The 26,288-nt window shown below is 62.0% G+C and carries 17 protein-coding genes; 11 read left to right on the forward strand and 6 right to left on the reverse strand.

Features of this window, described 5'->3' with window-relative positions:
- The first annotated feature begins 4 nt into the window (after positions 1-4).
- The 7 genes from treZ (at position 5) to BSF44_RS11425 (ending at position 11,254) form a co-directional block, all read left to right on the forward strand.
- Positions 5-1,801 carry a malto-oligosyltrehalose trehalohydrolase gene (gene treZ / locus BSF44_RS11395; RefSeq protein WP_095943586.1) on the forward strand — a complete coding sequence of 599 codons (1,797 nt, stop codon included), beginning with the start codon at positions 5-7 and terminating at the stop codon, positions 1,799-1,801.
- The gene (gene malQ / locus BSF44_RS11400; RefSeq protein ID WP_095943587.1) at positions 1,798-3,876 is read left to right on the forward strand and encodes a 4-alpha-glucanotransferase; all 2,079 of its coding nucleotides are present in this window, start codon (positions 1,798-1,800) and stop codon (positions 3,874-3,876) included. Before treZ ends, malQ begins: the two co-directional genes overlap by 4 nt.
- Positions 3,873-6,668: a malto-oligosyltrehalose synthase gene (locus BSF44_RS11405; RefSeq protein ID WP_095943588.1), complete on the forward strand. Its 2,796-nt coding sequence runs from the start codon at positions 3,873-3,875 to the stop codon at positions 6,666-6,668. Before malQ ends, BSF44_RS11405 begins: the two co-directional genes overlap by 4 nt.
- Before the next feature lie 21 nt (positions 6,669-6,689).
- Positions 6,690-7,025 carry a DUF2934 domain-containing protein gene (locus BSF44_RS11410; RefSeq protein ID WP_095943589.1) on the forward strand — a complete coding sequence of 112 codons (336 nt, stop codon included), beginning with the start codon at positions 6,690-6,692 and terminating at the stop codon, positions 7,023-7,025.
- Positions 7,026-7,225: 200 nt separating this feature from the next.
- A complete protein-coding gene (gene glgX, locus BSF44_RS11415) occupies positions 7,226-9,385 on the forward strand; it encodes a glycogen debranching protein GlgX (protein ID WP_095943590.1) in 2,160 nt (719 codons plus the stop codon).
- 213 nt (positions 9,386-9,598) lie between these two features.
- Positions 9,599-10,357, forward strand: coding sequence for a PIG-L deacetylase family protein (locus BSF44_RS11420; RefSeq protein ID WP_095943606.1), 759 nt, complete (start codon positions 9,599-9,601; stop codon positions 10,355-10,357).
- A gap of 96 nt (positions 10,358-10,453) precedes the next feature.
- Positions 10,454-11,254: an endonuclease/exonuclease/phosphatase family protein gene (locus tag BSF44_RS11425; RefSeq protein ID WP_095943591.1), complete on the forward strand. Its 801-nt coding sequence runs from the start codon at positions 10,454-10,456 to the stop codon at positions 11,252-11,254.
- A 147-nt stretch (positions 11,255-11,401) separates the two neighbouring features.
- Here BSF44_RS11425 and glgB read toward each other — a convergent pair whose 3' ends face one another.
- The 3 genes from glgB to BSF44_RS11440 form a co-directional block, all read right to left on the reverse strand.
- The gene (gene glgB / locus BSF44_RS11430) at positions 11,402-13,633 is read right to left on the reverse strand and encodes a 1,4-alpha-glucan branching protein GlgB (protein WP_095943592.1); all 2,232 of its coding nucleotides are present in this window, start codon (positions 13,631-13,633) and stop codon (positions 11,402-11,404) included.
- Positions 13,634-13,635: 2 nt separating this feature from the next.
- On the reverse strand, positions 13,636-16,977 hold the full coding sequence (gene treS / locus BSF44_RS11435) for a maltose alpha-D-glucosyltransferase (RefSeq protein WP_095943593.1): 3,342 nt from the start codon (positions 16,975-16,977) through the stop codon (positions 13,636-13,638).
- 167 nt (positions 16,978-17,144) lie between these two features.
- Entirely contained in the window at positions 17,145-19,139 is a 1,995-nt protein-coding gene (locus BSF44_RS11440; RefSeq protein WP_095943594.1) for an alpha-1,4-glucan--maltose-1-phosphate maltosyltransferase, read from the reverse strand.
- Positions 19,140-19,352: 213 nt separating this feature from the next.
- Between BSF44_RS11440 and BSF44_RS30310 the strand changes: the two genes are divergently transcribed.
- A complete protein-coding gene (locus BSF44_RS30310) occupies positions 19,353-19,520 on the forward strand; it encodes a hypothetical protein (RefSeq protein ID WP_172435337.1) in 168 nt (55 codons plus the stop codon).
- A 40-nt stretch (positions 19,521-19,560) separates the two neighbouring features.
- Here BSF44_RS30310 and BSF44_RS11445 read toward each other — a convergent pair whose 3' ends face one another.
- A complete protein-coding gene (locus tag BSF44_RS11445; protein WP_095943595.1) occupies positions 19,561-20,058 on the reverse strand; it encodes an MgtC/SapB family protein in 498 nt (165 codons plus the stop codon).
- 121 nt (positions 20,059-20,179) lie between these two features.
- Here BSF44_RS11445 and BSF44_RS11450 point away from each other — a divergent pair, with 121 nt between their 5' ends.
- The 3 genes from BSF44_RS11450 (at position 20,180) to mapR (ending at position 23,536) form a co-directional block, all read left to right on the forward strand.
- Positions 20,180-20,413 carry a DUF3203 family protein gene (locus BSF44_RS11450; protein ID WP_095943596.1) on the forward strand — a complete coding sequence of 78 codons (234 nt, stop codon included), beginning with the start codon at positions 20,180-20,182 and terminating at the stop codon, positions 20,411-20,413.
- A gap of 195 nt (positions 20,414-20,608) precedes the next feature.
- Positions 20,609-22,021 carry a cytochrome c oxidase accessory protein CcoG gene (gene ccoG / locus BSF44_RS11455; protein WP_095943597.1) on the forward strand — a complete coding sequence of 471 codons (1,413 nt, stop codon included), beginning with the start codon at positions 20,609-20,611 and terminating at the stop codon, positions 22,019-22,021.
- 105 nt (positions 22,022-22,126) lie between these two features.
- A complete protein-coding gene (gene mapR / locus BSF44_RS11460) occupies positions 22,127-23,536 on the forward strand; it encodes a GntR family transcriptional regulator MpaR (RefSeq protein WP_095943607.1) in 1,410 nt (469 codons plus the stop codon).
- Between the two features lie 152 nt (positions 23,537-23,688).
- Here the strand turns inward: mapR and BSF44_RS11465 are convergent, their stop codons facing one another.
- Positions 23,689-24,435 (reverse strand): SDR family oxidoreductase, encoded by a 747-nt coding sequence (locus BSF44_RS11465; RefSeq protein ID WP_095943598.1) that lies wholly within the window; start codon positions 24,433-24,435, stop codon positions 23,689-23,691.
- 86 nt (positions 24,436-24,521) lie between these two features.
- Positions 24,522-26,288 (reverse strand): EAL domain-containing protein (locus BSF44_RS11470; RefSeq protein ID WP_095943608.1); only part of this gene is annotated, 1,767 nt, incomplete at its 5' end.

Genomic DNA, 26,288 nt, shown 5'->3' on the forward strand with positions numbered 1-26,288 from the left:
CAAGATGCCGTTACGGACCCTTGAGACCTGGCCCCACGGCGCAATCATGCTGGACGCAGAGCACACGCGATTCGCGTTGTGGGCGCCAGATGCGTTCTACGTCAGTGTCGAACTGGAAAATGGACAGTCCTTGCCGTTGCTGCCCCAGGCCGACGGCTGGTTCGTGAGCAACACCCGATGCGCGGCGGGTACGCGTTACCGCTACAGCATCGATGGCGAACTGGAAGTGCCCGACCCGGCCTCCCGCGCTCAGGCCGGCGATATCGACCGGCACAGTGTGGTGGTCGATCCGCTGGCCTATGCCTGGCAACACAGCGCCTGGTTGGGACGGCCGTGGAACGAAGCGGTGATCTACGAGCTGCATGTCGGTGCGCTCGGCGGCTTCAGCGCCGTCGAGCAGCATCTGGCGCGGCTGGTCGAACTGGGTGTCACCGCCATCGAACTGATGCCCATCGCGCAGTTTCCCGGTGAGCGCAATTGGGGTTATGACGGCGTCCTGCCCTACGCGCCCCAGGCGTCGTACGGCTCCCCCGAGCAGCTCAAGCACTTGATCGACACCGCCCATGGCCACGGCCTGGCGGTGATTCTCGATGTGGTCTACAACCACTTCGGCCCCGACGGCAATTACCTGCATCGTTATGCCAAGGGCTTTTTTCGCGAGGACAAACACACGCCGTGGGGCGCGGCCATCGACTTGCGCCGTCGCGAAGTACGAGACTTCTTCATCGAAAACGCCTTGATGTGGCTGCTCGAATACCGTTTCGACGGTTTGCGCCTGGACGCGGTGCACGCCATCGAAGATCCGGACTTCCTTCAGGAGCTGGCGCGACGGGTGCGCCAGCAGACGGGACCGACGCGGCACGTGTGGCTGATGGTGGAGAACGAACACAACCAGGCCAGCCTGCTCGAACAGGGTTACGACGCGCAGTGGAACGATGACGGCCACAACGCCCTGCATGTGTTGCTGACGGGCGAAACCGACGCCTATTACGCCGACTACGCGCAAAACCCCACCGAACAACTGGCGCGCTGCCTGAGCCGGGGCTTCGTGTTCCAGGGCCATCTCAATCGCCATGGTGTGGCGCGGGGCGAACCCAGCGGACATCTGCCGCCCAGTGCCTTCATCCTGTTTTTGCAGAACCATGACCAGATCGGCAACCGGGCCTTCGGCGAGCGCCTGCATCAACTTGCCCATCCGCAAGCGCTGCGGGCCGCTACGGTGTTGTTGCTGTTGTCGCCGATGATTCCGCTGCTGTTCATGGGCGACGAGTTTGCCGTCGAACAACCCTTTCTGTATTTCACCAGCCATCACGGTGAATTGGCCAAACAGGTTCGCGACGGCCGGCGCAATGAGTTCGCGGCGTTCAGCACTTTTGCCGACCCGATCCTGCGCGAACAGATTCCTGACCCCAATGATCCGCGGACGTTTGCAGCGTCCCGCCCGGTCCTGCCATTGACCGGTCAGTGCGAGATGCACGACCTGTATCGCCGACTGTTGCAGATCCGTCACCGCCACATCCTCCCGCGCCTGCCAGGCGCCCAGGCTCTGGGCACCGATGTGCTGGGCGAAGGCGCGGTCAGTGCTTGCTGGCGTTTGGGCGATGGCAGCCAACTGCGCATTGACCTGAACCTCAGTGCCAGGCCCGTAGTCCACACCTCACAGACCGGTGCCACGCGGTTGTTCGAATACCCGCCACAGAACCCCGACCTGCCGGCCCCAGACACCCTTGCCCCGTATTGCGCGCTCGTCAGCCTCGCCGCCGCAGCCCCCTTTGCTACCTCGTTTGGAGAGCGTCCATGAGTGATGCGCAACTGGAAATCCTGGCCAGCCGTGCCGGCCTCGCCGTCGACTGGATCGACGCCAACGGCCGCCCGCAAAAAGTCCCGCCGTCCGTGTTGCGCAACGTGTTGACCGGCCTTGGTCATCCGGCCGGCAGTGCCCAGGAAATCGATGCCAGCCTGCTGGAACTGCAAGAGGCGCAACAGACTCATCACTTACCGCCATTGATCACCGCCGATGTCGGGGCGGGCCTGGACCTGGCGCGTTTTTTCGAGCCAGGAACTCCTTGCGAAATCCACCTCGAAGACGGTTCGCGGCTCAACCTGAAACTCGACGCCAAGGCGGTGCTGCCGGGGCTGGTACCGGTCGGCTATCAACAGGTCAGCATCGACGGACAAAACTTCACCCTGGCCGTGGCCCCGGCCCGTTGCTACAGCGTGGCCGATGCCGTGGACAACCCCATCCCGCGTGCCTGGGGCCTGAGCGTGCAGTTGTATGGATTGCGCCGCGCCGGCGATGGCGGATTTGGTGATACAAAGGCACTGGAGGACCTCGCCCGGGTGGCCGGCGAGCGTGGCGCCGAGGCACTGGCGATCAGCCCGCTGCATGCGATGTTTTCCAGTGACACCCAACGCTACAGCCCGTACTCGCCGTCCAGTCGTTTGTTTCTCAACAGTCTTTACTGCGCCCCCGGCACCATTCTCGGCGAACGCGCGCTGCGCACCGCCATCGATGCGACCGGTCTGGCCGCTGAACTCAAGGCGCTGGAAGAGCGCACGCTGATTGACTGGCCGGCCGCCGCTGCCGCCAAGCATCGGTTGCTGCAGTCGCTGTACGAAGGTTTCGTCCAGGGTGAACACCCGTTGCACGAAGACTTCAGCAGTTTTCGTCACGCCGCCGGCGAAGCGCTGGAAAACCATTGCCGCTTCGAAGCCATCCAGGAAGCGCGCGCCGCCCGGGGTGAACACCTCGACTGGCGGCAGTGGCCCGAACCCTGGCGTAATCCGCGTAGCGCCGAATTGGCGGCATTTGCCGAGGAGAATGCCGGGCGCATCGGCTTTTTCGCTTTCTGTCAGTGGCTGATCACACGCTGCCTGGAGCGTGCGCAGACCGCCGCCCGCACCAGCGGCATGAGTATCGGCCTGATCGCCGACCTGGCCGTTGGCGCCGATGGTGGCGGCAGCCAGGCCTGGAGCCGTCAGGATGAACTGCTCGCCTCCCTCACCGTCGGAGCACCACCGGACATTCTCAACCGTACTGGCCAGGGCTGGGGGATTTCCGCGTTCTCCCCTGAAGGCCTGGTGCGCAATGGTTTCCGGGCCTTCATCGAAATGCTGCGGGCCAACTTTGCCCACTCCGGTGGCTTGCGCATCGATCACGTCATGGGCTTGCAGCGTTTGTGGGTGATCCCCAATGGTTCGCCGCCGGCCGACGGCGCCTACCTGTATTACCCGGTGGACGATCTGCTGCGTCTGCTGACACTGGAATCCCATCGCCATCAAGCCATCGTCCTCGGCGAAGACCTCGGCACCGTGCCGGACGGCCTGCGGGAAAAACTCATCGCCCGCTCGATGCTGGGCATGCGAGTGTTGCTGTTCGAACAGGACAACACCCACTTCAAGCCGATCCTCGACTGGCCGGACAACGCCCTGGCCACCACCAGCACCCATGACCTGCCGACCCTCAACGGCTGGTGGCATGGCCGCGATATCGACTGGAACGCCCGACTCGGCATGGTCGATGCCAGCGGCGAAATCGAATGGCGCCAGCACCGCGAGCGCGAGCGTGAAGGCCTGCGCCGGGCGTTGAGCCAGGACCCACAGAACTTTCGCGAAGAGTCCCACGAAACCGACCAGGTGCTCGATGCCAGCGTGCGTTTTCTTGGTCATACCCGGGCCCCCTTGGTGCTGCTACCGCTGGAAGATGCCCTTGGCGTCGAACAGCAAGCCAACCTGCCCGGCACCACCGACACCCACCCCAACTGGTCGCGGCGCTTGCCCGGTTACAGCGAAGCCCTGCTCGATGTAGCGGATGCCGCACGACGCCTGGAGTTGCTCGCCTGTGCGCGACTCCAGGCGGCCGAGCGTGATCGATGACCCAGGTGCCGACCCGTCCACTGCGCGCCACCTTGCGCCTGCAATTTCACAAAGGCTTCACGCTCGAAGATGCGGTGCCACTGGTGCCGTATTTCGCCCGCCTCGGCATCAGCCATGTCTACGCCTCCCCGCTGCTTCGTGCCCGCGCCGGGTCGATGCATGGCTACGATGTTGTGGACCCGACCAGGGTCAACCCGGAACTGGGCGGTGAGGCGGCGCTGCGCAGCCTGGTCACTGCCCTGCACGGGCACAACATGGGCTTGATCCTCGACGTTGTCTCCAACCACATGGCGGTCGGCGGCAGTGACAATCCCTGGTGGCTGGATTTGCTGGAGTGGGGACGCCTGAGCCCCTACGGCGAGTTTTTCGATATCCAGTGGCACTCACCCGATCCGTTGATGGAAGGCCAGTTGCTCCTGCCGTTTCTGGGCAGCGACTACGGCGTCGCGCTGCAGAACGGCACCCTGCCCCTGCGATTCGATGCCTGGCACGGCAGCTTCCATGTCGAGCATTACGAACACCGCTTTCCCATTTGCCCCAGCGATTATGGGGAGCTACTCAGGACCGATGCACCGCTCGATACGCAACAGGCCGAACAACTGAAATACCTCGCCGATCGCTTCAGCACCCTGCGCTACCAGACCGATGCCCACAGTCTGGCCCTGCCGCTTAAAGCGGAACTTCGCGATCTGGTCAGTGATCCGGCCCTTGCCCAGGCCATCGAGCAACACCTGAGCAACTACGACTCACTGACCGGCGAAGGCTTCCAACGCCTGCACAACCTGCTGGAGCGCCAGAGCTATCGCCTCGCCAGTTGGCGCACCGCTGCCGATGACATCAACTGGCGGCGCTTCTTCGATATCAATGAACTGGGCGGGCTGCGCGTCGAGCGTCCCGCCGTGTTCGAAGCCACCCACGCGAAAATCTTCCAACTGGTGGCTGAGGGGCTGATCGACGGCTTGCGCATCGACCACATCGACGGCCTCGCCGATCCCCGGGGCTACTGCCGAAAACTGCGCCGCCGGGTCGACAGCCTGTCAGCGGGCCGCCACCTGCCCATCTATGTCGAAAAGATTCTCGGCGAAGGCGAAACCCTGCATCGCGACTGGTCGGTGGATGGCACCACCGGCTACGAATTCATGAACCAGGTGTCACTGCTGCAACAGGATCCAAGGGGCGCGCAGACATTGGCCGAGCTCTGGCACCGCCACAGCGAGCGGCCCGCCAACTTCTGCCAGGAAGCACAACTGGCCCGCCAGCAAATCCTCAACGGTTCCCTGGCCGGAGATTTCGAAAGCGTTGCCCACGCCTTACTCCAAGTGGCCCGGGACAACCTCATGAGCCGCGACCTGACCCTCGGCGCCATTCGCCGGGCCTTGCAGGCGCTGATCGTGCATTTTCCGGTGTACCGCACCTACATCGGCCCCCTTGGCCGGTCGGCCCAGGACGAGGCGTTTTTCCGCCAGGCCATGGACGGTGCCCGTCAAACCCTCGGCGAAGCGGACTGGCCGGTGCTCGACTGTCTGGCCGGCTGGCTCGGCGGTGAACCCTGGCGGCAGCGCCCGGCCGGTCGCGAGCGCAAACGCCTGAAGCACGCCTGCGTACGTTTCCAGCAACTGACCTCGCCGACGGCGGCGAAAGCGGTGGAAGACACCGCACTCTATCGTTCGGCCGTCCTGCTCTCGCGCAATGACGTTGGTTTCAACACCGAACAGTTCAGCGCGCCGCTCGCCGACTTTCACCAGGCCTGCATCGAACGCCTCGACACCTTCCCGGACAATCTGCTGGCCAGCGCCACCCACGACCACAAACGCGGCGAAGATTCACGGGCGCGGCTGGCGGTACTCAGCGAGCGCAGCCACTGGTACGCCGACCAGATTGGCCTGTGGCGCGCCCTCGCCCGGCCCTTGCGCAACGACGATCAAATGCCGTCGACGGGGGATGAATTGATTCTGTACCAGGCGATCCTCGGCAGCTGGCCGCTGGATTTGGGAATCGATCATCCACCGGCCCTCGAGGACTACGCAAAACGCCTGTGGCTTTGGCAACGCAAGGCCCTGCGCGAAGCCAAACTGCAAAGCAGCTGGAGCGCACCCAATGACCCCTACGAGCAAGCGACCGAGGACTTCATCCAGCATCTGTTGCTCAGCCCCGAAGGCGAACTGTTGCGTACGGCCCTTGCCAAGGCTGCCCGCTCGATTGCCGTCCCCGGCGCACTCAACGGTTTGGCGCAAACCTTGCTGCGCATGACCGTGCCCGGCGTACCGGATTTGTATCAGGGCAACGATTTCTGGGACTTCAGCCTGGTCGACCCGGACAACCGTCGCCCCGTGGATTACGCCAGCCGCCAGCAGGCATTGCAGCAAACGGTGGACCTGCCAGACCTGTTGCTGAACTGGCGTGACGGGCGCATCAAGCAAGCCTTGATTGCGCGCACCCTGAGCCTGCGTGCCGAGCATGCCGAGCTGTTTCGGCGTGGCACTTACAAGGCCCTGGAAGTGGTGGGCAGCGAGGCCCATCGAGTGCTGGGTTTTGTCCGTGAACGGGGGGGGAATCGCGCCATCGTGATTGTGCCGATACGTTGTGCCGAACTGCTGGAAAACGGTGCCGACCCACTGGTCCACGCGCTGCAGTGGGGCGATACCCGGGTCAAATTGCCGTTCACCGCCCCTGACGAACATCTGCAGGGACTTTTTTCCGGCATCACAGTCACAAAACACAGGGAGCTGCCGATCAGCACCGCGCTGGGGGATTTCCCGGTCAATCTCATTTTTCAAACTGCCCACACTTGAGTTCAGTTCAGGAGCATTGCGATGAGTACCGACGATAAACGCATCCGCGAATTTGCCTATCAGATCTGGGAATCCGAAGGCAAACCCGAAGGCCAGGAAGCCCGCCACTGGGACATGGCGTGCAAACTGGCGGAAGCCGAAGCACTGGCCCCGAAAAAGTCCACGAAGGCCCCCGCCAGCAAGGCAGCGCCGAAGAAAACCGGCGACGCAAAACTCAGCCCGGACAAGACCCTCAATGGCAAGACCGCCGCGCCGAAAGCCAAGGCCAAACCTGCGGTAGCTTCGAAAGTCATCCCGCCCGGAGAAAAGGCCGCCGAGAAAAAGCCCCGGGCTGCGCGAAAACCGCCGGCGGTTTGAGGCGCACGCCGTTTGACCTGATTGAAGGGGTGCCGAGTCCGCTTGCCACGTTGGGTAATGCTCGCCCTGAAAAACTGTGGGAGCGAGCCTGCTCGCGATATCGGTCCACCATCCAACACCCATGTGGACTGACACACCGCTATCGCGAGCAAGCTCGCTCCCACAGGTTGCAGTACAGACAAGTATTTGTGGGAGTACCTATGACCAGTCCGAAGAAAGCCGCGCCAGCCCCCCGCGCCGAAGCCACACGAATCCGCGAAGGCCTGCCCTTTCCGCTGGGTGCCACCTGGGATGGTCTGGGAGTCAACTTCGCCCTGTTTTCCGCCCACGCCACCAAGGTTGAACTGTGCCTGTTCGACGACGCCGGCGAGGTGGAACTCGAACGCATCGAACTGCCCGAATACACCGACGAGATCTACCACGGCTACCTGCCCGACGCCCATCCGGGACTGATCTACGGCTATCGCGTCTACGGCCCCTACGACCCGGCCAACGGCCATCGCTTCAACCCCAACAAACTGCTGATCGACCCCTACGCCAAACAACTGGTCGGCAAACTGAAATGGTCCGAAGCGCTGTTCGGCTACACCATCGGCCACCCCGACGCCGATCTCAGCTTCGATGAACGGGACAGCGCGCCCTTCGTACCCAAATGCAAGGTCATCGACCCGGCTCACACCTGGGGCCACGATCATCGGGTCAGCGTGCCGTGGGACAGGACGATCATTTATGAAACCCATGTGCGCGGCTTCAGCATGCGTCACCCTGCCGTTCCCGAAAACCTGCGCGGCACCTTTGCCGGGTTGATGGTCGATGATGTGGTGGAGCACATCCGCAAGCTCGGCGTGTCGACCGTGGAGTTGCTGCCGATCCACGCGTTCGTCAATGACCAGCACTTGCTGCACAAGGGCATGACCAATTACTGGGGCTACAACAGCATTGCGTTCTTCGCCCCCGACCCACGCTACCTGGCCAGCGGCAAGATCGCCGAATTCAAGGAAATGGTCGCGCACCTGCACGAGGCCAACCTGGAGGTGATCCTCGACGTGGTCTACAACCACACCGCCGAGGGCAACGAGCAAGGCCCGACCCTGTCCATGCGCGGTATCGACAACGCGTCCTACTACCGCCTCAAGCCCGACGACAAGCGCTTCTATATCAACGATTCCGGCACCGGCAACACCCTGGACCTGAGCCACCCGTGCGTGCTGCAAATGGTCACCGACTCCCTGCGCTACTGGGCCTCGGAAATGCACGTGGACGGTTTCCGCTTCGACCTGGCGACCATTCTGGGGCGTTATCACGACGGTTTCGACGAACGCCACAGTTTCCTGGTGGCCTGCCGCCAGGACCCGGTGCTGCGCCAGGTCAAACTGATTGCCGAACCCTGGGACTGCGGCCCCGGCGGTTATCAGGTCGGCAATTTCCCGCCGGGCTGGGTCGAGTGGAACGACAAGTTCCGCGACACGGTGCGCGCCTTCTGGAAAGGCGACGACGGCCAACTGGCGGACTTTGCCAGCCGCCTGACCGCTTCGGGCGAGATGTTCAATCAACGTGGTCGGCGGCCTTACTCATCGGTCAACTTCGTCACCGCCCACGACGGCTTCACCCTCAACGACCTGGTGTCGTACAACGACAAGCACAACGAAGCCAACGACGAAAACAATCAGGACGGCAGCAACAACAACCTGTCCTGGAACCACGGCGTCGAAGGCCCTACCGACGATCCCGAGATCAACGCGCTGCGCCATCGGCAGATGCGCAATTTCTTCGCCACCCTGCTGCTGGCCCAAGGCACGCCGATGCTGGTGGCCGGCGACGAGTTCGCCCGAACCCAGGACGGCAACAACAATGCGTACTGCCAGGACAGCGAAATCGGCTGGGTCAACTGGGACCTCAGCGAAGACGGCAAGGCCCTGCTCAAGTTCGTCAAACGCCTGATCAAGTTGCGCCTGACCTACCCGGTCCTGCGGCGCGGGCGTTTCCTGGTGGGCAATTACAACGAGGACATCGGCGTCAAGGACGTGACCTGGCTGGCGCCGGACGGTACGCAAATGACCACCGAGCATTGGCACGATGCGCACAATCGATGCCTGGGCATGCTGCTCGATGGCCGCGCCCAGGAAACCGGCATTCGCCGCAAAGGCGTCGACGCGACGTTGATGCTGGTGGTCAACGCGCATCACGACATCGTCAATTTCCGGCTGCCGGAAGTGCCTGACGGCGGTTTCTGGACGTGCATGATCGACACCAACCAGCCGGCGATCCGCGGCCAGGAGCGCTTCGAGTTTGGCCACGAGTACTCGGTCACCGGCCGCTCGTTGCTGCTGTTCGAGTTGCAGCATGAGGAAGAAGAGTAAAAAAACCTACAGGCATTTATGGTCGCAACACCGCAGAGCGGAAAAATCATTCTGGACAGGTTCGCGACGCGACGAACAGCGTTACATGAGCAATACTCGATTCGCGGCAATCCGGAGTCTGGCTTGTCGCACGGCTATCAACGAGCCCTCACGGGTCTGCCGGGCTTGTCCCGTGCACGACTGAAGGCGACGCAGAACAAGGACGTATCCACCATGAAATCCGTTTCCCTGAGCGAAGCCAGCCTGCCATCACAGATCTGGAACAGCGCCCCGCAACTGGACAGTATTCCGGTCATCAGTACCCAGTCGCTGGTGCCTACCGGCGCACGCGCGGTGCTCATTGCCCCGCACCCCGGCGATGAGGTCGTGACCTGCGGCGGCCTGCTGCAGTTGCTCAGTAACCTCGGCCACCCGCTGCAATTGATCTCGATCACCGACGGCAGCGCCAGCCATCCGGGCTCTCGGCAGTGGTCGGAAAAACGCCTCAGCGTATTTCGTCCCCAGGAAAGCGTCGAAGCCATCCGCCGACTCGGGTTGCCGATGCACAGCCTGAAGTGGATTCGTGGCGGGTTTACCGACAACGCCCTGGTGGAACACGAAGATCAGATCGCCCAATTCATCATGCGCTACCTTCGCCCCGGTGATGTGGTGTTCAGCACCTGGCGCCAGGACGGCAACGTCGACCACGACACCGTTGGCCGCGCCAGCGCCAGGGCGGCGGCCGCTATCGGGGCCACCTACAACGATGTACCGTTTTGGGCCTGGCACTGGCCGGCACGGGACCGGGAGCTGATTCCCTGGCACCGTGCCCGCAAGGTGCGCCTCGATACCTGGACCGTCGCCCGCAAGAGCCACGCCACCCATGCCTACGCCAGTCAACTGGACGGCGAACCGGCCATCGGCCTCGCGCCGTCGCTTCCCCGACCGCTGCTGGAGCGTATCCGTTTGCCTTATGAAGTCGTGTTGGTATGAACTCATCGATTATCGGTTCGACTCAGCCCATCGGACTGAACTGACTGCCGTCGCATCAGTCGCATACATAAGCAGCCCTGAGTCAGAGGAGTGTAAGTGGCCAGTCATTCAAAACGGCAGGCAGCCGAATCGACACCCTTGAACACGCCCCCGGCGATTCATCGGCTTCGGGTGCTGACGGTCAACACCCATAAGGGGTTTACCGCACTCAACCGGCGTTTCGTCCTCCCCGAGTTGCGTGAAGCGGTGCGCAGTACGTCGGCAGACCTGGTGTTTCTGCAAGAAGTCGTCGGCGAGCACGAGCGCCACTCCTCCCGCTACAACGATTGGCCACAAACCTCGCAGTATGAATTCCTCGCCGACAGCATGTGGAGCGACTTCGCCTATGGGCGCAATGCCGTCTATCCCGACGGTCACCATGGCAATGCCCTGCTGTCGAAATACCCGATCCGCGAGTATCGAAACCTCGATGTTTCCATTACCGGCCCGGAACGCCGTGGCCTGCTGCACTGCGTGCTGGATGTGCCGGGGCATAGCGAAGTGCATGCCATCTGCGTTCACCTCAGCCTGCTGGAAAGCCATCGTCAGTTGCAGTTGCAGTTGCTCTGTCAGCTCCTCGAATCCTTGCCGGATGATGCGCCGGTTATCATTGCCGGCGACTTCAACGACTGGCAGATGCAGGGCAATGCCGCCCTTGCCCGCCGCCACTACTTGCACGAAGCCTTCGAACGCCACCTTGGGCGTCCGGCCAAAACCTACCCCGCACGGTTTCCCTTGCTGCGCCTGGACCGCGTCTACCTGCGCAACGCCAGCAGCCATGAGCCGCAAATACTGGGAAACAAGCCCTGGACGCACCTGTCTGACCATTTGCCGCTGGCGGTGGAAGTGCATCTCTGAATCACGGCCATTCATTGCCAGGTGTCGGCGTCGACTGCACCGGCCCCTTCGCGAGCAGGCTCGCTCCCACACTGGATTGATGTCGTACTCAAAACCCGTGTGGGAGCGAGCCTGCTCGCGAATAGCAGCAGCACCGCCGACTTCGGATCAGCCCTGCGGCCTTAACATCAACACCGCCAACGGCGGCAAATTCAGCACCAGCGACAACGCCTGGCCATGGCTCGGCGCTTCCTCGGCAACCGCCCCACCACTGTTGCCGTAGTTGGAACCGGCATAGATGGACGAATCGCTGTTGAACACCTCGTTCCACTGCCCGGCAAACGGCACCCCGACGCGATAAGCTTCCCGTGGCACCGGCGTAAAGTTGGCCACCACCAGCACCGGTTCGCCATCCTTGCTCCAGCGCATCCACGCATAAACGCTGTTGATCGCGTCATCGCCGATCAGCCATTGGAATCCCTGTGGCACATCGTCCTGCTCATGCAGCGCCGGCGCTTCGCGGTACAAGCGGTTGAGGTCGGCCACCAGTTTCTGCACACCTTTGTGCTCGGGGTATTGCAACAGATACCAGTCCAGTTGCTGGTCATGGTTCCATTCGCGCCACTGGCCGAACTCGCAGCCCATGAACAACAGCTTCTTGCCCGGATGCGCCCACATGAAACTCAGGTAGGCCCGCAGGTTGGCGAATTTCTGCCAGCGATCACCGGGCATCTTGTCGATCAATGAGTGTTTGCCGTGCACCACTTCATCGTGGGAGATCGGCAGGATGAAGCGCTCTGACCACGCATACACCAGGCCGAAACTCAGCTCGTTGTGGTGATGGGCGCGGTACACCGGGTCTTGCTGGATGTAATGCAGCGAATCGTGCATCCAGCCCATGTTCCATTTGTAGGCAAAGCCCAGGCCGCCCTGTTGCGTGGCCTGGCTGACACCCGGCCATGCGGTGGATTCCTCGGCGATCACCAGCGCCCCGGGCGCCTCGAGGGCCACCACGTCATTGAGGTGACGCAGGAAGTCGATGGCTTCCAGGTTCTCCCGCCCGCCATGGCGGTTCGGCACCCACTCGCCGGCCTTGCGCGAGTAGTCGCGGTACAGCATCGAGGCCACCGCATCGACCCGCAGGCCGTCGACATGAAAATGCTTGAGCCAGTGCAGCGCCGACGCCAGCATGTAGCCGTGCACTTCGGTGCGGCCCAGGTTGTAGATGAGTGTTTCCCAGTCCTGGTGGAACCCTTCCTGCGGGTTGCCGTACTCGTACAGCGCCGTGCCGTCGAACTGGGCCAGGCCGTGGATATCGGTGGGAAAATGCGCCGGTACCCAATCGAGAATCACCCCGAGTTCGGCCTGGTGGCAGGCGTTGATGAACGCGGCGAACTGGTCCGGCGTGCCATAGCGCGCACTCGGCGCGAATTGCGACAGCAACTGATAACCCCACGAACCGCCGAACGGGTGTTCCATGATCGGCATCAGTTCGATGTGGGTGAAGCCCAGGTCTTTGACATAGGGAATCAGCCGCTCGGTCAATTCGGGCCAGGTGTACTGGCGCGCCACTTCGCCCAGGTCGTCCAGCTCGCATTGCCACGAGCCGGCGTGCAATTCGTAGATCGACAACGGCGCCGTCACCCGCTGACGGTCGCCCCGGGACATCATCCAGTCCTGGTCCTGCCAGTCGATGTTCAACGGCGAGGCGACTTTAGAGGCGGTGTCCGGTGGCAGACTGGTGGCCAGCGCCACGGGATCGGCCTTCAACGGCAGGATGCCGTGGGCGCCGAGGATTTCGTATTTGTAGGTGTCCCCGGCTTGCAGGCGCGGGATGAACAACTCCCAGACGCCGGTGGGATGACGTAGGCGCATCGGATGCCGGCGCCCGTCCCAGATGTTGAAATCGCCGACCACCGAGACCCGCCGGGCATTCGGCGCCCACACGGCGAAACGCACGCCGTCGACGCCGTCCACGGTCTTGAGTTGCGCGCCCAGGCACGCGCTGAGGTCGCGGTGATTGCCTTCGGCAAACAGGTACAAATCCATTTCGCCCAACAACGGGCCGAAGCTGTAAGGATCTTCTGCGGTCTGCTCGCCTCCGGCCCAATGGGTACGCAGCAGATACGCCTGCGCATGCTGGAAATGCCCGACGAACAACCCCGGCGTCTGCGTGGTTTCAAGTTGACCCAGCTCCTCGCCGGAGTCCCTGGCCAACACCTGGACACTCAGGGCGCCCGGCAGGTACGCGCGAATGAATTGCCCGCCGGCACCATCGGCGTGGGGGCCGAGTATGGCGAAAGGATCGATATGCTCGGCACGCACCAATGCATCGATATCCCGTGCGCTGGGCAGCAGCGTTTCTTTGTGATGACCCTGTTCCTTGTTCGAGACACTCATGACTACTCTCCACCAAGATCGGAAAAGGGTTTAAGCCCACTCAATAATCCATATAAACCGTGCAACGGCACGGGCAACCAGGCGGGGCGATTTTCCGCCTCATAAGCCACTTCATACGCCGCCTTCTCCAGCCCGAACAACGCCAGCGCGGCCTCCTCGCCTTCGGGATCTTGCCATGCATGGGCAAGACTAGCTGCCGCCAGCCGATAAGCGTCGACAAATGCTTGCCGCGCCTCGCTCAAGTAGCGATCGGTGACCCGCAAGCGCGCAGCATCGGCCGCTGCGGTGTTGTCGACGCTCTGCACATTGATCGCCATCGCCGCCGCATAGTCGAAGGAACGCAGCACACCGCTGACATCCTTGTACGGGCTGTGTTTGCCCCGTCGTTCATGCAATGGCCGGGCCGGCTCGCCTTCGAAGTCGATCAGGTAGGCATCGCCCTTGATCACCAGCACCTGCCCCAGATGCAGGTCGCCGTGTACACGAATGCGCAAGCCGCCCGCGGTCTTTTTGCCCAACGCTTGAACATGGCCGAGGATGGCTTTCCTGTTGTCCAGTAAACGGCCGACCAGGGTCTGGTCCGCCGAATTCAGTTGATTCTTATGCTGCTTGAGCAAGTTCAGCGCGTGCTCGATTTGCGCCGCAACATCCTTGGCCGAGGCCAGCGCCTCTTTCTGCGTGGTGACCTGGGGCAAGAAGTCCGGGTTGGCACTGGGCGCCGCCAGCACCTGATGCATTTCCCCCAGGCGCTGACCGAGCATAGCGGCGAAATCTTTCAGTTCGCCGAGCGCGTTGTAATGTTGCTCCTGCTCGGACACGGCGTCGGCCAGTTCATCGCGTAGCGCCCGCTCGAGGTTATTCTGCGTCCATTCCCAGGCGTCACCCTGGTTGTTCAGATAGCCTTGGGCGATCATCAGTAAATTGTCTTCGCCCGCCCCGTCCCGGCGCACCACGGCCCCCAGCAACGGCGAAATATTGCTGAACCCGGCTTCGGTCAGGTACGCACTCATTTCAAGCTCAGGGTGCACACCGGAGGCGACTTTGCGGATCAGCTTCAGCACCAGGCTGTTGCCGATCACCACCGAGCTGTTGGACTGTTCGGCGGACAGGTAACGTACCGGCGACTCGGCATTGAGGCCGAGTTTTTCCAGCTCCGCGGTGGACTCGAAGCGGATGTCGCCATCGCTGGAGGCCAACACGGTACCGGTCTGAATGCCCTGCAATACGGCGTGCACAAAGGTGTCCAGGCTGAAGGCATCGGTGATCAGGCCGACCTGGCGGCCGCGCCGTACCCGTGACAATGCCAACTGCTGCGGCAACGGAGTACCGACCTGATCTTCCGAGATGAAGCCAAACGGCAACTGGTAACGGCTGCTCTGACCACCACTGGTGACATTGATCTCACTGAACAGCACCGGATGCTGCGGATCACCGAAGCGCACGCCATAGGCCATATCGACCTGTTCGATGGCGGCGTCCTTGCCAGCGAACCAGCGACGGTTTTGCAGCCAGCTGGGCAGAATGCTTTGTTCCAGCGTGGTGCGCGACGGCGCCTCCAGCAGTTCCTCCATGCGCTTTTTCAGCACCAGCGTGGTGAAGTCCGGCAGGCCTTGTGCGGGCTCCACGTGCCAGCTCGGCATCTGGTTTTCGGCGGCAAGGCCGAACCAGTAGAAGCCGTAAGGCGCCAGCGTCAGGAGGAAATTCAACTGGCCGATGGGCGGGAACGCGTTACCCCCGAGCATTTCCACCGGCACCATGCCGACGTAGGCCGACAGATCCAGCTCGGCGGCCTGGGCACTGCGCGACACGTTGGCCACGCACAGAATGACTTCGTGCTTGCCGTCCACTCCGGTGTATTCACGGGTGTAGGCCAGAATCCGCCGGTTGCTCGGCGACAGCATCTTCAACGTACCGCGTCCGAAGGCCTTGGATTGCTTGCGCACGGCGAGCAGACGCCGGGTCCAGTTGAGCAGAGAATGCGGATCGCCGGCCTGGGTTTCGACGTTGACCGACAGGTAGCCATATTGCGGGTCCATGATCGGCGGCAGCACCAGGCTCGCCGGGTCGGCCCGGGAGAAACCGCCGTTGCGGTCGATGGACCATTGCATCGGCGTACGCACACCGTCGCGGTCGCCGAGGTAGATGTTGTCGCCCATGCCGATTTCGTCGCCGTAATACAGGGTCGGCGTGCCGGGCATGGACAACAGCAGGCTGTTGAGCAGCTCGACCCGGCGGCGGTCGCGCTCCATCAGTGGTGCCAGGCGACGGCGAATCCCCAGGTTGATCCGCGCGCGACGGTCGGCGGCGTAGTAATTCCACAGGTAGTCGCGCTCCTTGTCGGTGACCATCTCCAGGGTCAGCTCATCGTGGTTGCGCAGGAAGATTGCCCACTGGCAGTTGGCGGGAATGTCCGGGGTCTGGCGCAGAATGTCGGTAATCGGGAAGCGATCTTCCTGGGCCAGCGCCATGTACATGCGCGGCATCAACGGGAAGTGAAAGGCCATGTGGCATTCGTCGCCGTTCAGGCCTTTCTTGTCGGTATCGCCGAAGTACAGCTGTGTGTCCTCCGGCCATTGATTGGCCTCGGCCAGCAGCATGCGGTCGGGGTAGTTGGCGTCGATTTCGGCACGGATCTGTTTCAGGACGTCGTGGGTTTCCGGCAGGTTCTCGTTGTTGGTGCCATCACGCTCGATCAGGTAGGGAATGGCGTCCAGGCGCAATCCGTCGATGCCCATGTCGAGCCAGTAACGCATCACCGACAGCACCGCTTTCATGACTTGCGGGTTATCGAAGTTCAGGTCCGGCTGGTGGGAGTAGAAACGGTGCCAGAAGTACTGGCCAGCCACCGGATCCCAGGTCCAGTTGGACTTCTCGGTGTCGAGGAAAATGATGCGGGTGCCGTCGTATTTATGATCGTCATCGGACCACACATAGAAGTCCCGCGCCGCCGATCCGGGTTTGGCCTTGCGCGCCCGTTGGAACCAGGCGTGCTGGTCGGAGGTGTGGTTGATGACCAGTTCGGTGATCACCCGCAGGCCGCGCTTGTGCGCCTCGGCAATGAAACGTCTGGCATCGGCCAGGGTGCCGTAGTCGGTATGTACGCCGCGGTACTCGGCGATGTCATAACCGTCGTCGCGCCGTGGCGAGGGATAGAACGGCAACAGCCAGATGGTGTTGACGCCCAGGTCGGCGATGTAGTCGAGCTTGGCGATGAGGCCGGGAAAGTCGCCAATCCCGTCGTTATTGGAGTCGAAATACGATTTGACGTGGACTTGATAGATCACCGCGTCCTTGTACCAGAGCGGGTCCTTGATGAACGTGGCTGCCTTGGGTTTCTTCGCCATGTGAAACTCCTGGTGAATTCGATAAAGCCGCTGGACCGTTCGCCTGCCTCGAACGCGATGACTTGCCTGTGGGAGCGAGCTTGCTCACGATGACAATTGAACATTCAACAAAAAAGTTGCCCACAAAATTGCTATCGCGAGCAAGCTCGCTCCCACAGGTTTTGCGTTTAAACAGTTATCCTCCAAATCCCGAACGGCTGATACGCCGGGTCGATCCGCATGAATTGCTGTTTGCCATGCCAGGTCCAGCGATGGCCATTCATCAGGTCCTCGCCGTGGGTGCTGGCGTAGTCCGGCAAGCCCATTTCCCACAGCGGCAACTCGAAGTTCGCCTCCTGCACGTTGTGCGGATCGAGGCTGACCGCCACCAGGATGAAATTGCCTCCATCGGCGCTGCGTTTGCCGAAGTACAGGATGTTGTCGTTCCAGGCGTTGTAGACCTTCAGGCCCAGATGCGTGTGCAGCGCCGGGTTCTGCCGACGGATACGGTTGAGTTGGGCGATCTCGGCAATGATGTTGCCCGGCGCGTTGAAGTCCCTGGGGCGGATCTCGTACTTCTCGGAGTCAAGGTACTCCTCCTTGCCCGGCACCGGTGCCGACTCGCACAACTCGAAACCCGAGTACATGCCCCACAGGCCAGAGCCCATGGTCGCCAGCACGGCGCGGATGAGAAACCCGGGGCGCCCGGATTCGTGGAGGAACGCCGGGTTGATGTCCGGTGTATTGACGAAAAAGTTCGGCCGGTAGCATTCGCGCCAGGGCGACTCGTTGAGTTCAGTGAAGTAGGTCGCCAGTTCGGCCTTGGTGTTGCGCCAGGTGAAATAGGTGTAGCTCTGGGAATAACCGACCTTGCCCAGGCGCGCCATCATTGCCGGGGTGGTGAAGGCTTCGGCAAGGAAGATCACCTCGGGGTACAGCGCCCGTACATCGGCGATCAGCCACTGCCAGAACGGCAACGGCTTGGTGTGCGGGTTATCGACGCGGAAAATCTTCACGCCCTCCTCGACCCAGCCGACCACGATGTCGCGCAGTTCCACCCACAGGCTCGGAATTGCATCCGGGGCATAGAAGTCGACGTTGACGATGTCCTGGTACTTCTTCGGCGGGTTCTCCGCATACTTGATCGTGCCGTCCGGCCGCCAGTTGAACCAGCCCGGGTGCTGCTTGAGCCACGGATGGTCCTGGGAGCACTGGATGGCAAAATCCAGGGCGATTTCCAGGCCATGGGCCGCGGCGGCCGCCACCAGTCGGCGAAAGTCTTCGCGGGAGCCCAACTGCGAGTGAATCGCCTCGTGACCGCCCTCCTCGCTGCCAATCGCATAGGGGCTGCCCGGATCATCGGGGCCCGCCGTCAGCGAATTGTTCGGGCCCTTGCGGTAGCTGCGCCCGATCGGGTGGATCGGCGGAAAATACAGCACGTCGAAGCCCATGTCCTGGATCATCGCCAGCCGCGAATGCACGTCATTGAAGGTGCCATGGCGCGCCGGGCTGTCGGTGATCGAACGCGGGAACAATTCATACCAACTGGCGAACTGCGCCAGTTCGCGCTCCACATCCACCGGGTACTCCGGGCTCAGGCTCAAGTAGGCGCGATGATCGACGCGGGCCATGAGGTCGGCGCTACGCGGGTGCAAAAACAGTGCAATCTGCTCGGTTTCAAGCAGCCCTGACAGTTCATGGTGCAACGCCGCCAGTTGCTCGCTGAGATGCCCTTCGCTGCGTTCGGCGGCTTGTTGCACATGAATCCGCCCTTCCTGCAATTCCAGGCTGACTGGAACGGCAGCCGCATGTTTCTTTTCCAGCTCGTAGCAAAAACTGGCGAACTGATCGATCCAGGCTTCGATACAGAACAGATAACGGCCCTGGCTGGCGACCCGGAACTGCCCTTGCCAACCGTTGTTACCCAGGTCGTGCATGGCTGCGCTTTGCCAGGCGCCCTCGTCTTCGGCCCGCCAGCGCACGCGAACCGCCAGCTTGTCATGCCCGTCGGCGAAGACCTTGGCCGTCACCACTACGTCCTGCCCCACCACGGCCTTGACCGCGAATTGTCCGCCCTCAAGGGTCGGCATGATGTTTTCAATGACGATACGTGGCAGCAACAGCGCCTGCGACAGCGGCATGTGCGGGTTGTAGCTCAACTCAGTCGGTTTTTCAGCCGTCATCGAGCCTCTCTCCTTACGCCCCATGGACGCGCTTGTGTCTGGTCGCCACCCCGCCGGGCGATCCGCCCCGGAATGCACTCACTTAGGTTCCGAGCGACAGCCGCCGGGAAAGTTTCATCGACAATTTCCGGAATCAAGTCCTTCGTGCCGCGGTCAACCGATCAGTCCATCTACTTAAGCACGACTCACGCCATGTGCCACTGAGGCTTGACAATGAACAATCCATTCCCGGCGGACACCCCCGATCCCAACATCGACAACCCGGTGATACCGCCGAGCGAACCGCAGCCGATACCCGAACAGGATCCGCCCGACAAGAACCCGCCGCCAAGGGAAGAACCGCCACCGACGATGCCACCGGTGATTGTGAACCCTGAATGACGACAGTTGATCGTTCCCCCGTGCTGGCAGGAGAACGAGCTCATGGGTGATCCCTGTCGATCAGTTTCACAATCCCCGGCATCACACTGAACACCCCCAGCGCCAACAACGTACTGAGCACCGCCGTCGCCTCCCGGCCCAGTCCGGCCGCGACGCCGATGGCGGCGGTCATCCACAGGCCGGCGGCGGTGGTCAGGCCTTTGACGTGGCCCTCATCGCCATCGTGGTTTTTCAGGATGGTGCCGGCCCCCAGGAAGCCGATCCCGGCAATCACGCCCTGCACCACCCGGCTCATGGCATCGGCCTGCGAACCGGACATCTGCGGCACCAACACGAACAGCGCCGCCCCCATCGCCACCAGCATGTGGGTACGCACGCCGGCAGCCTTGCCCTGGTGTTCACGCTCGAACCCGAGAATCCCGCCCAGCACCGCGGCCATCAACAGGCGCACGGTCACTCGTGTCAGTTGCGAGGCATCGGCGATGTCGGTGAACTCGGCTTGCAGGGTCAGCCAGACTTCGTGCCACCAGGTATTCATGGGGTTGTCCTTGTGAGAGGCCATGGAGGGTGGACCGCAGCGACCTTTAATCGGTTGCACAGAACGATGACCGGTGGCTGCGGCCTGAAACTTTAGATTCCATTGAAAAAAGGACCCCGCCATGACTGTGCGCATCGAGAACCAGACCTGCTTTTTCACCACTGAAAATGGCGAACTCATTCGTCTGTGTCCCGACGTGACCATCATCACCGACGGTGCCAAGGCCATGTCGGCGGTGGACGTCGAAGGTCAGCGCATCTACATCACGGAAGCCGAGGCCGACGCCTTGACCGTCGCAGGCGCGGTGGATGGACGCCGGCACCTGAAAGCCACCGACAGTGGTTCGGTGATTTGACCGGGATTGATCCGCACCTGCCGTCACTGTTTTGGAAAGGCCCTTGGGCCCGACAACGACGGGTGCTTCAAGTTGTCGCAGGTGATGCGGGCACGACCATCTGATCCGCTTTTTAATGCAATACCTGAGTCTGTTATGCAAACAGATCGCCGCTCATAGTGCTCATGCCTGATGGAGGCTGATGAGCGAAAGACCATGAGCGAAAGAATCCCCGTCCGAACCGTAGAAACCTTCGAGCCTTCGCGTCCAAAGATAAAGGCCAAATCCAGCGACAACCTGATCCACACCCGCAGCTTCACCGGGCTGTTCCGCAACCTGCGCATCAGCGGCGCCGGTTTTCTGTTTTTGCTGTTTTTCGGCACTGTGTGGCTGAACTGGGGCGGCCGCCAGGCGGTGCTCTGGGACCTTTCCGAAAGCAAGTTCCATATCTTCGGCGCCACTTTCTGGCCGCAGGATTTCATTCTGCTTTCGGCGTTGTTGATCATCGCCGCGTTCGGCCTGTTTGCCATCACCGTATTCGCGGGACGGGTCTGGTGCGGCTACACCTGCCCGCAAAGTTCGTGGACCTGGATCTTCATGTGGTGCGAGAAGATCACCGAAGGCGAACGCAACCAGCGGATCAAGCTGCAAGCCGCGCCCTGGGGCCTGAACAAGCTGATGCGGCGCTCGGCCAAGCACACCTTGTGGCTGGCCATCAGCCTGCTGACCGGCCTGACGTTCGTCGGCTACTTCACGCCGATCCGGCCGTTGGCCGAAGAGCTGCTGACCTTCCAGATGAGTGGCGTCAGCCTGTTCTGGGTGCTGTTTTTTACCGGCGCCACGTACATCAATGCCGGTTGGCTGCGTGAAGCGGTGTGCATGCACATGTGCCCCTATGCGCGGTTCCAGAGCGTGATGTTCGACAAGGACACCCTGACCATTTCCTACGACGTGGCCCGAGGCGAAAACCGTGGCCCGCGCAAGCGCGAGGTCAAACCCGCCGAAGTCGGTTTGGGCGATTGCATCGATTGCCAGCTGTGCGTACAGGTCTGCCCGACCGGCATCGACATTCGCGATGGCTTGCAGATGGAATGCATCGGTTGCGCCGCATGTATCGACGCCTGTGATTCGATCATGGACAAAATGGGCTACGCCCCGGGGTTGATCAGTTACACGTCCGAGCATCAGTTGCAGGGTGGCAAGACTCACCTGCTGCGTCCGCGCCTGATCGGCTACACCGCCGTGCTGCTGGTGATGATTGCCGCCCTGGTGATGGCGCTGGTGGAACGGCCGATGGTGTCCCTCGACGTCAGCAAGGACCGAGGCCTGTTCCGCGAGAACAGCCAGGGGCAGATCGAAAACATCTACAGTCTGAAGGTGATCAACAAGACCCAACAGCGTCAGGACTATCAATTGAGCCTGGTCGATGCCGGTGATTTCCAGTTGCAGGGCAAGACCGAATTCAGCCTGGCGCCGGGCGAGATTGTCGATGTGCCGGTGTCGGTGGCAATGCTCACGGAGCGCCCTGCCAGCAGTTCGCAGAGCATCGGCTTCAAGGTGGTCGACAGCGATGAGCCTGGTGTCTACAGCGTGGCGAAGAGCCGGTTTGTTGCGCCGATGAATCGCTGAGCCTTTACACTGCGGTGCTGCCATTCGCGAGCAGGCTCGCTCCCACACGAGCCTGCTCGCGATGAAATCACTTCGTTTTCCTGAATGACCTCAACCGGGCTTTTGATGAAACGCTACGAAAAATTCGCCGACGACATCGCAGAACTGATCCGCTCCGGCGTCCTGGGTCCCGGCCAGCGGGTGCCGTCGGTGCGCTACGCCAGCCAGACCTACGGCGTCAGCCCGTCCACGGTGTTCCAGGCCTATTACCTGCTGGAACGTCGTGGCCTGATCCGCGCCCGTCCGCGCTCCGGCTACTTCGTCAACGCCCATGCACCCCGGCCGTTTTCCGAGCCGGTGATCAGCAATGAGGTCAACGAGTCCACGGAAGTCGACGTCAGCGAACTGGTGTTTTCGGTGCTCGACTCGATCAAGGACCCGAACACCGTGCCCTTCGGCTCGGCGTTCCCCAGCCCGACGCTGTTTCCCCTGCAACGCTTGTCCCGCTCCCTGGCCAGCGCCAGCCGCGAGATGGACCCGCGCATGGTGGTCACCGACATGTCGCCGGGTAACCCGCAACTGCGTCGGCAAATCGCCCTGCGCTACATGGTCGGCGGGCTGATGCTGCCCATGGAAGAACTGCTGATCACCAACGGCGCCCTCGAAGCACTGAACCTGTGCCTGCAAGCGGTGACGGAGCCCGGCGATCTGGTGGCCATCGAAGCACCGGCGTTCTACGCCTGCCTGCAAGTGCTCGAGCGACTGAAACTCAAGGCCGTGGAAATTCCCGTGCACCCGCGCGATGGCATCGACCTCGGTGTGCTCGAACAAACCCTGGAGCGCCATCCGATCAAGGCCTGCTGGTGCATGACCAGCTTCCAGAATCCCATGGGCGCGACCGTGCCCGAGGTAAAGAAACAGCAGCTTGTTGAATTGTTGCGGCGCCACCAGGTGCCCCTGATCGAAGACGATGTCTACGCCGAACTGTATTACGGCCAGCAAGCACCGAAACCGGCCAAGGCCTTCGATACCGAAGGCCTGGTGATGCATTGCGGCTCGTTCGCCAAGAGCCTGGCCCCCGGCTACCGCATCGGCTGGGTCGCCGCCGGGCGTTACGCGCAGAAAGTCGAACGACTGAAACTCATGACCTCGCTGTGCGCTTCGATGCCGGCCCAGGCCGCCATCGCCGATTACCTGCAACACGGTGGCTACGACCGGCACCTGCGCAAATTGCGCCACGCCCTGGAAGACCAGCAAAGCGCCATGCTCGCCGCCATCGCTCGCTATTTCCCGGCACAGACGCGGGTGAGCCAACCCGCCGGCGGGTACTTTCTGTGGCTGGAATTGCCGGAGCAGATGGATTCGTTGAAGTTGTTCCAGATGGCATTGGCCCAAGGCATCAGCATCGCACCGGGGCCGATCTTTTCGCCGACCCAGCGTTTCAGGAACTGTATTCGGTTGAATTATGGCAGTCCGTGGACCGAGGAATCGGAGAAGGCGATGGAGACGTTGGGGCGGATTGTACGGTCGTTCTGAGGGTTGGATGTTGCCTGCTCTATCGCCTTCGCGAGCAGGCTCGCTCCCACAAGGGTTTATCGGTGCACACAATATCTGTGAACACTGGAGATCCACTGTGGGAGCGAGCCTGCTCGCGATGAGGCCATATTCAACAACACAAAACTGAAGCGTTAACGCCCACCCCCCAGATCAACAAAAGTCCCCGTCGCATAAGAAGCCTTGTCCGACAGCAACCAGACAATCGCCTCCGCCACTTCATCCGGACGTCCGCCCCGGGCCATAGGAATCGCCGACTCCAGCTTGCTGACCCGATCCGGATCGCCGCTCAAGGCATGGAAATCGGTGTAGATGTAGCCCGGACGCACGGCGTTGACCCGAATCCCCTCGCCCGCCACTTCCTTGGACAGGCCGATGGTGAAGGTGTCCAGCGCGCCTTTGGACGCTGCATAATCCACGTACTCGTTGGGTGCCCCCAATCGCGAGGCGACCGACGATACGTTGACGATGCTGCCACCCTGCCCGCCGTGCCTGGGCGACATGCGCAGGATCGCGTGCTTGGCACAGAGGATCGGCGCCAGGACGTTGGTTTTCATGATCTTGAGAATGCGGAACTCGGACATCTCGTCGACTCGGGACTTTTGTCCGACGGTGCCGGCGTTGTTCACCAGCGCGGTGACCCGGCCCAGTTCACTGTCCACCCGATGGAACAGCGCGATGACTTCGTCTTCGATGCTGACGTCGGCCCGCACTGCAATGGCTTGCGCACCGATTGCGCGGACTTGCTCCAGCACGCCGAGGGCGGCCCGTTCGTCCGCCTGATAGTTGATGCAGATCCGATAGCCCTGCGCGGCGGCCAACAGAGCGGTGGCCGCACCAATGCCGCGGCTACCGCCGGTGATGACGATGACTTTGTCCATGCGAGCTTTTCCCCCAATCGAAGCTTAAGCGGTCGGGGGCAAGAATAACCGCCATTGGCGTTTTTTGCATGGCTTCACGTCAGCTGTCATGTCATCGACATTTCACGCTCGGTACTGGCTTTGAGCGGTTCGACCAATAGCTCCCCGCGATGGATTTCCATCATGAACCCTGCGGCCGGCAGCGGATGCCCCAGCAGGTAACCCTGCAACGAATCGCAGCCGAGCTGAGTCAGGAAATCCTGTTGCACACCCGTCTCCACACCTTCGGCGACGATGCGCAGCCCCAGCGCCTGGCCGAGGGCGACGATGGCCGAAACGATCGCAGCGTCGTCGCTGTCGTGCTCCAGGTCCCGCACAAACCCCCGATCGATTTTCAGTTCGTTGGCCGGCAAGCGCTTGAGGTACATCAAGCTCGAATAGCCCGTACCAAAATCGTCGATGGACAGGTCGACACCCATTTCCGACAGTTCCTGCAGCACCGTCATACTCGCATCAGCATCGCTCATGGCGGTGGTTTCGGTGATTTCCAGGGTCAGGCTGTTGGCCGGCAGATGGTGGGTCGCCAGGGCCTTGGCGACGCTCTGGACCAGCCCGGCATGGCAAAACTGAATGGCCGACAGGTTCACCGCGATGCGCCAATCGGTGTAGCCGAGCACGTACCACTCGCGCATCTGGCGGCACGCTTCGTTGAGCACCCACTCGCCGATTGGAATGATCAGCCCGGTTTTTTCCGCCATGTCGATGAATTTGTCCGGCAACAGCATCCCTTGCGTCGGGTGCTCCCAGCGCAACAAGGCCTCTGCGCCCACTGGCCGGCCATTGGCGGCGTCGAACTTGGGCTGGTAATGCAGGCTGAATTCCTGCTGTTCCACGGCATTGCGCAGGTCCTGCAGCAATTGCAGCTGTTTGCGGGCGTTGCTGTTCATCGAAGCATCGAAAAAGCTGTAGCCGTTTTTACCCGCACCCTTGGCGTGGTACATCGCCGCGTCGGCGTTCATCAACAATTCGTGGGCGGACTGGCCGTTACCCGGGTAGAGCGCGATACCGACGCTGGCGGAAATGTGCAAATCATGTTCGGCAACCCGGAACGCACGCGCGATCAATCCGACCTGACGCGCCGCCAGGTTCAAGGCGTCATTCTGTTCGCTCAACTGCACCAGCAACACGAACTCATCGCCGCCAATGCGCGCCAGGGTGTCCTGGCTGCGCAAGTCTTCGCGCAGGCGCACGGCCACTTCGCGCAACAGCAGATCACCCATGTGGTGGCCGAAGGCATCGTTGACCGGTTTGAAGCCGTCCAGGTCGATGAACATCAGGGCAAAGCACCCTCCCTGTTCCCGGACCCGCGACATGGCCTGATCGATTCGATCGGCGAGCAGTGTACGGTTCGGCAACCCGGTGAGGGTGTCGTGCAGGGCCAGTTGGGTCAGTTCACGGTTGGCCTCGGTCAGCGACCGGGCCAGACTCGCGGTGCGAGCTTCCAGGCGTGCATCGAGGATCGAGGTCAGCAAGGCAATGCTCAGCACCGCCAACGTGGTGATCAGCACCAGGTTGTCCAGGCCATTGCCGCTCAATCCATTGACCGCTGCGCCACAAAAACTGCCGTCGGCAAAGCGTGCGGCGGCCATCCCGGTGTAGTGCATGCCGACGATGGCGATGCCCATGATCACCGCGGCACCGCCACGGATCAAACGGACATAAGGCGTGTGTTGGCGCAGACGGAAAGCGATCCACAATGCCGCGCCCGAAGCGCCGACCGCGATCAACAGCGAGGCGCCGAACAGCGTCGGGTCGTAGTCGATGCCCGGTTGCATGCGCATGGCGGCCATGCCGGTGTAGTGCATCGCGCTGAT

Origin of the sequence: Pseudomonas sp. ACN8, from assembly GCF_002303925.1 — a bacterium.
GTDB lineage: Bacteria > Pseudomonadota > Gammaproteobacteria > Pseudomonadales > Pseudomonadaceae > Aquipseudomonas.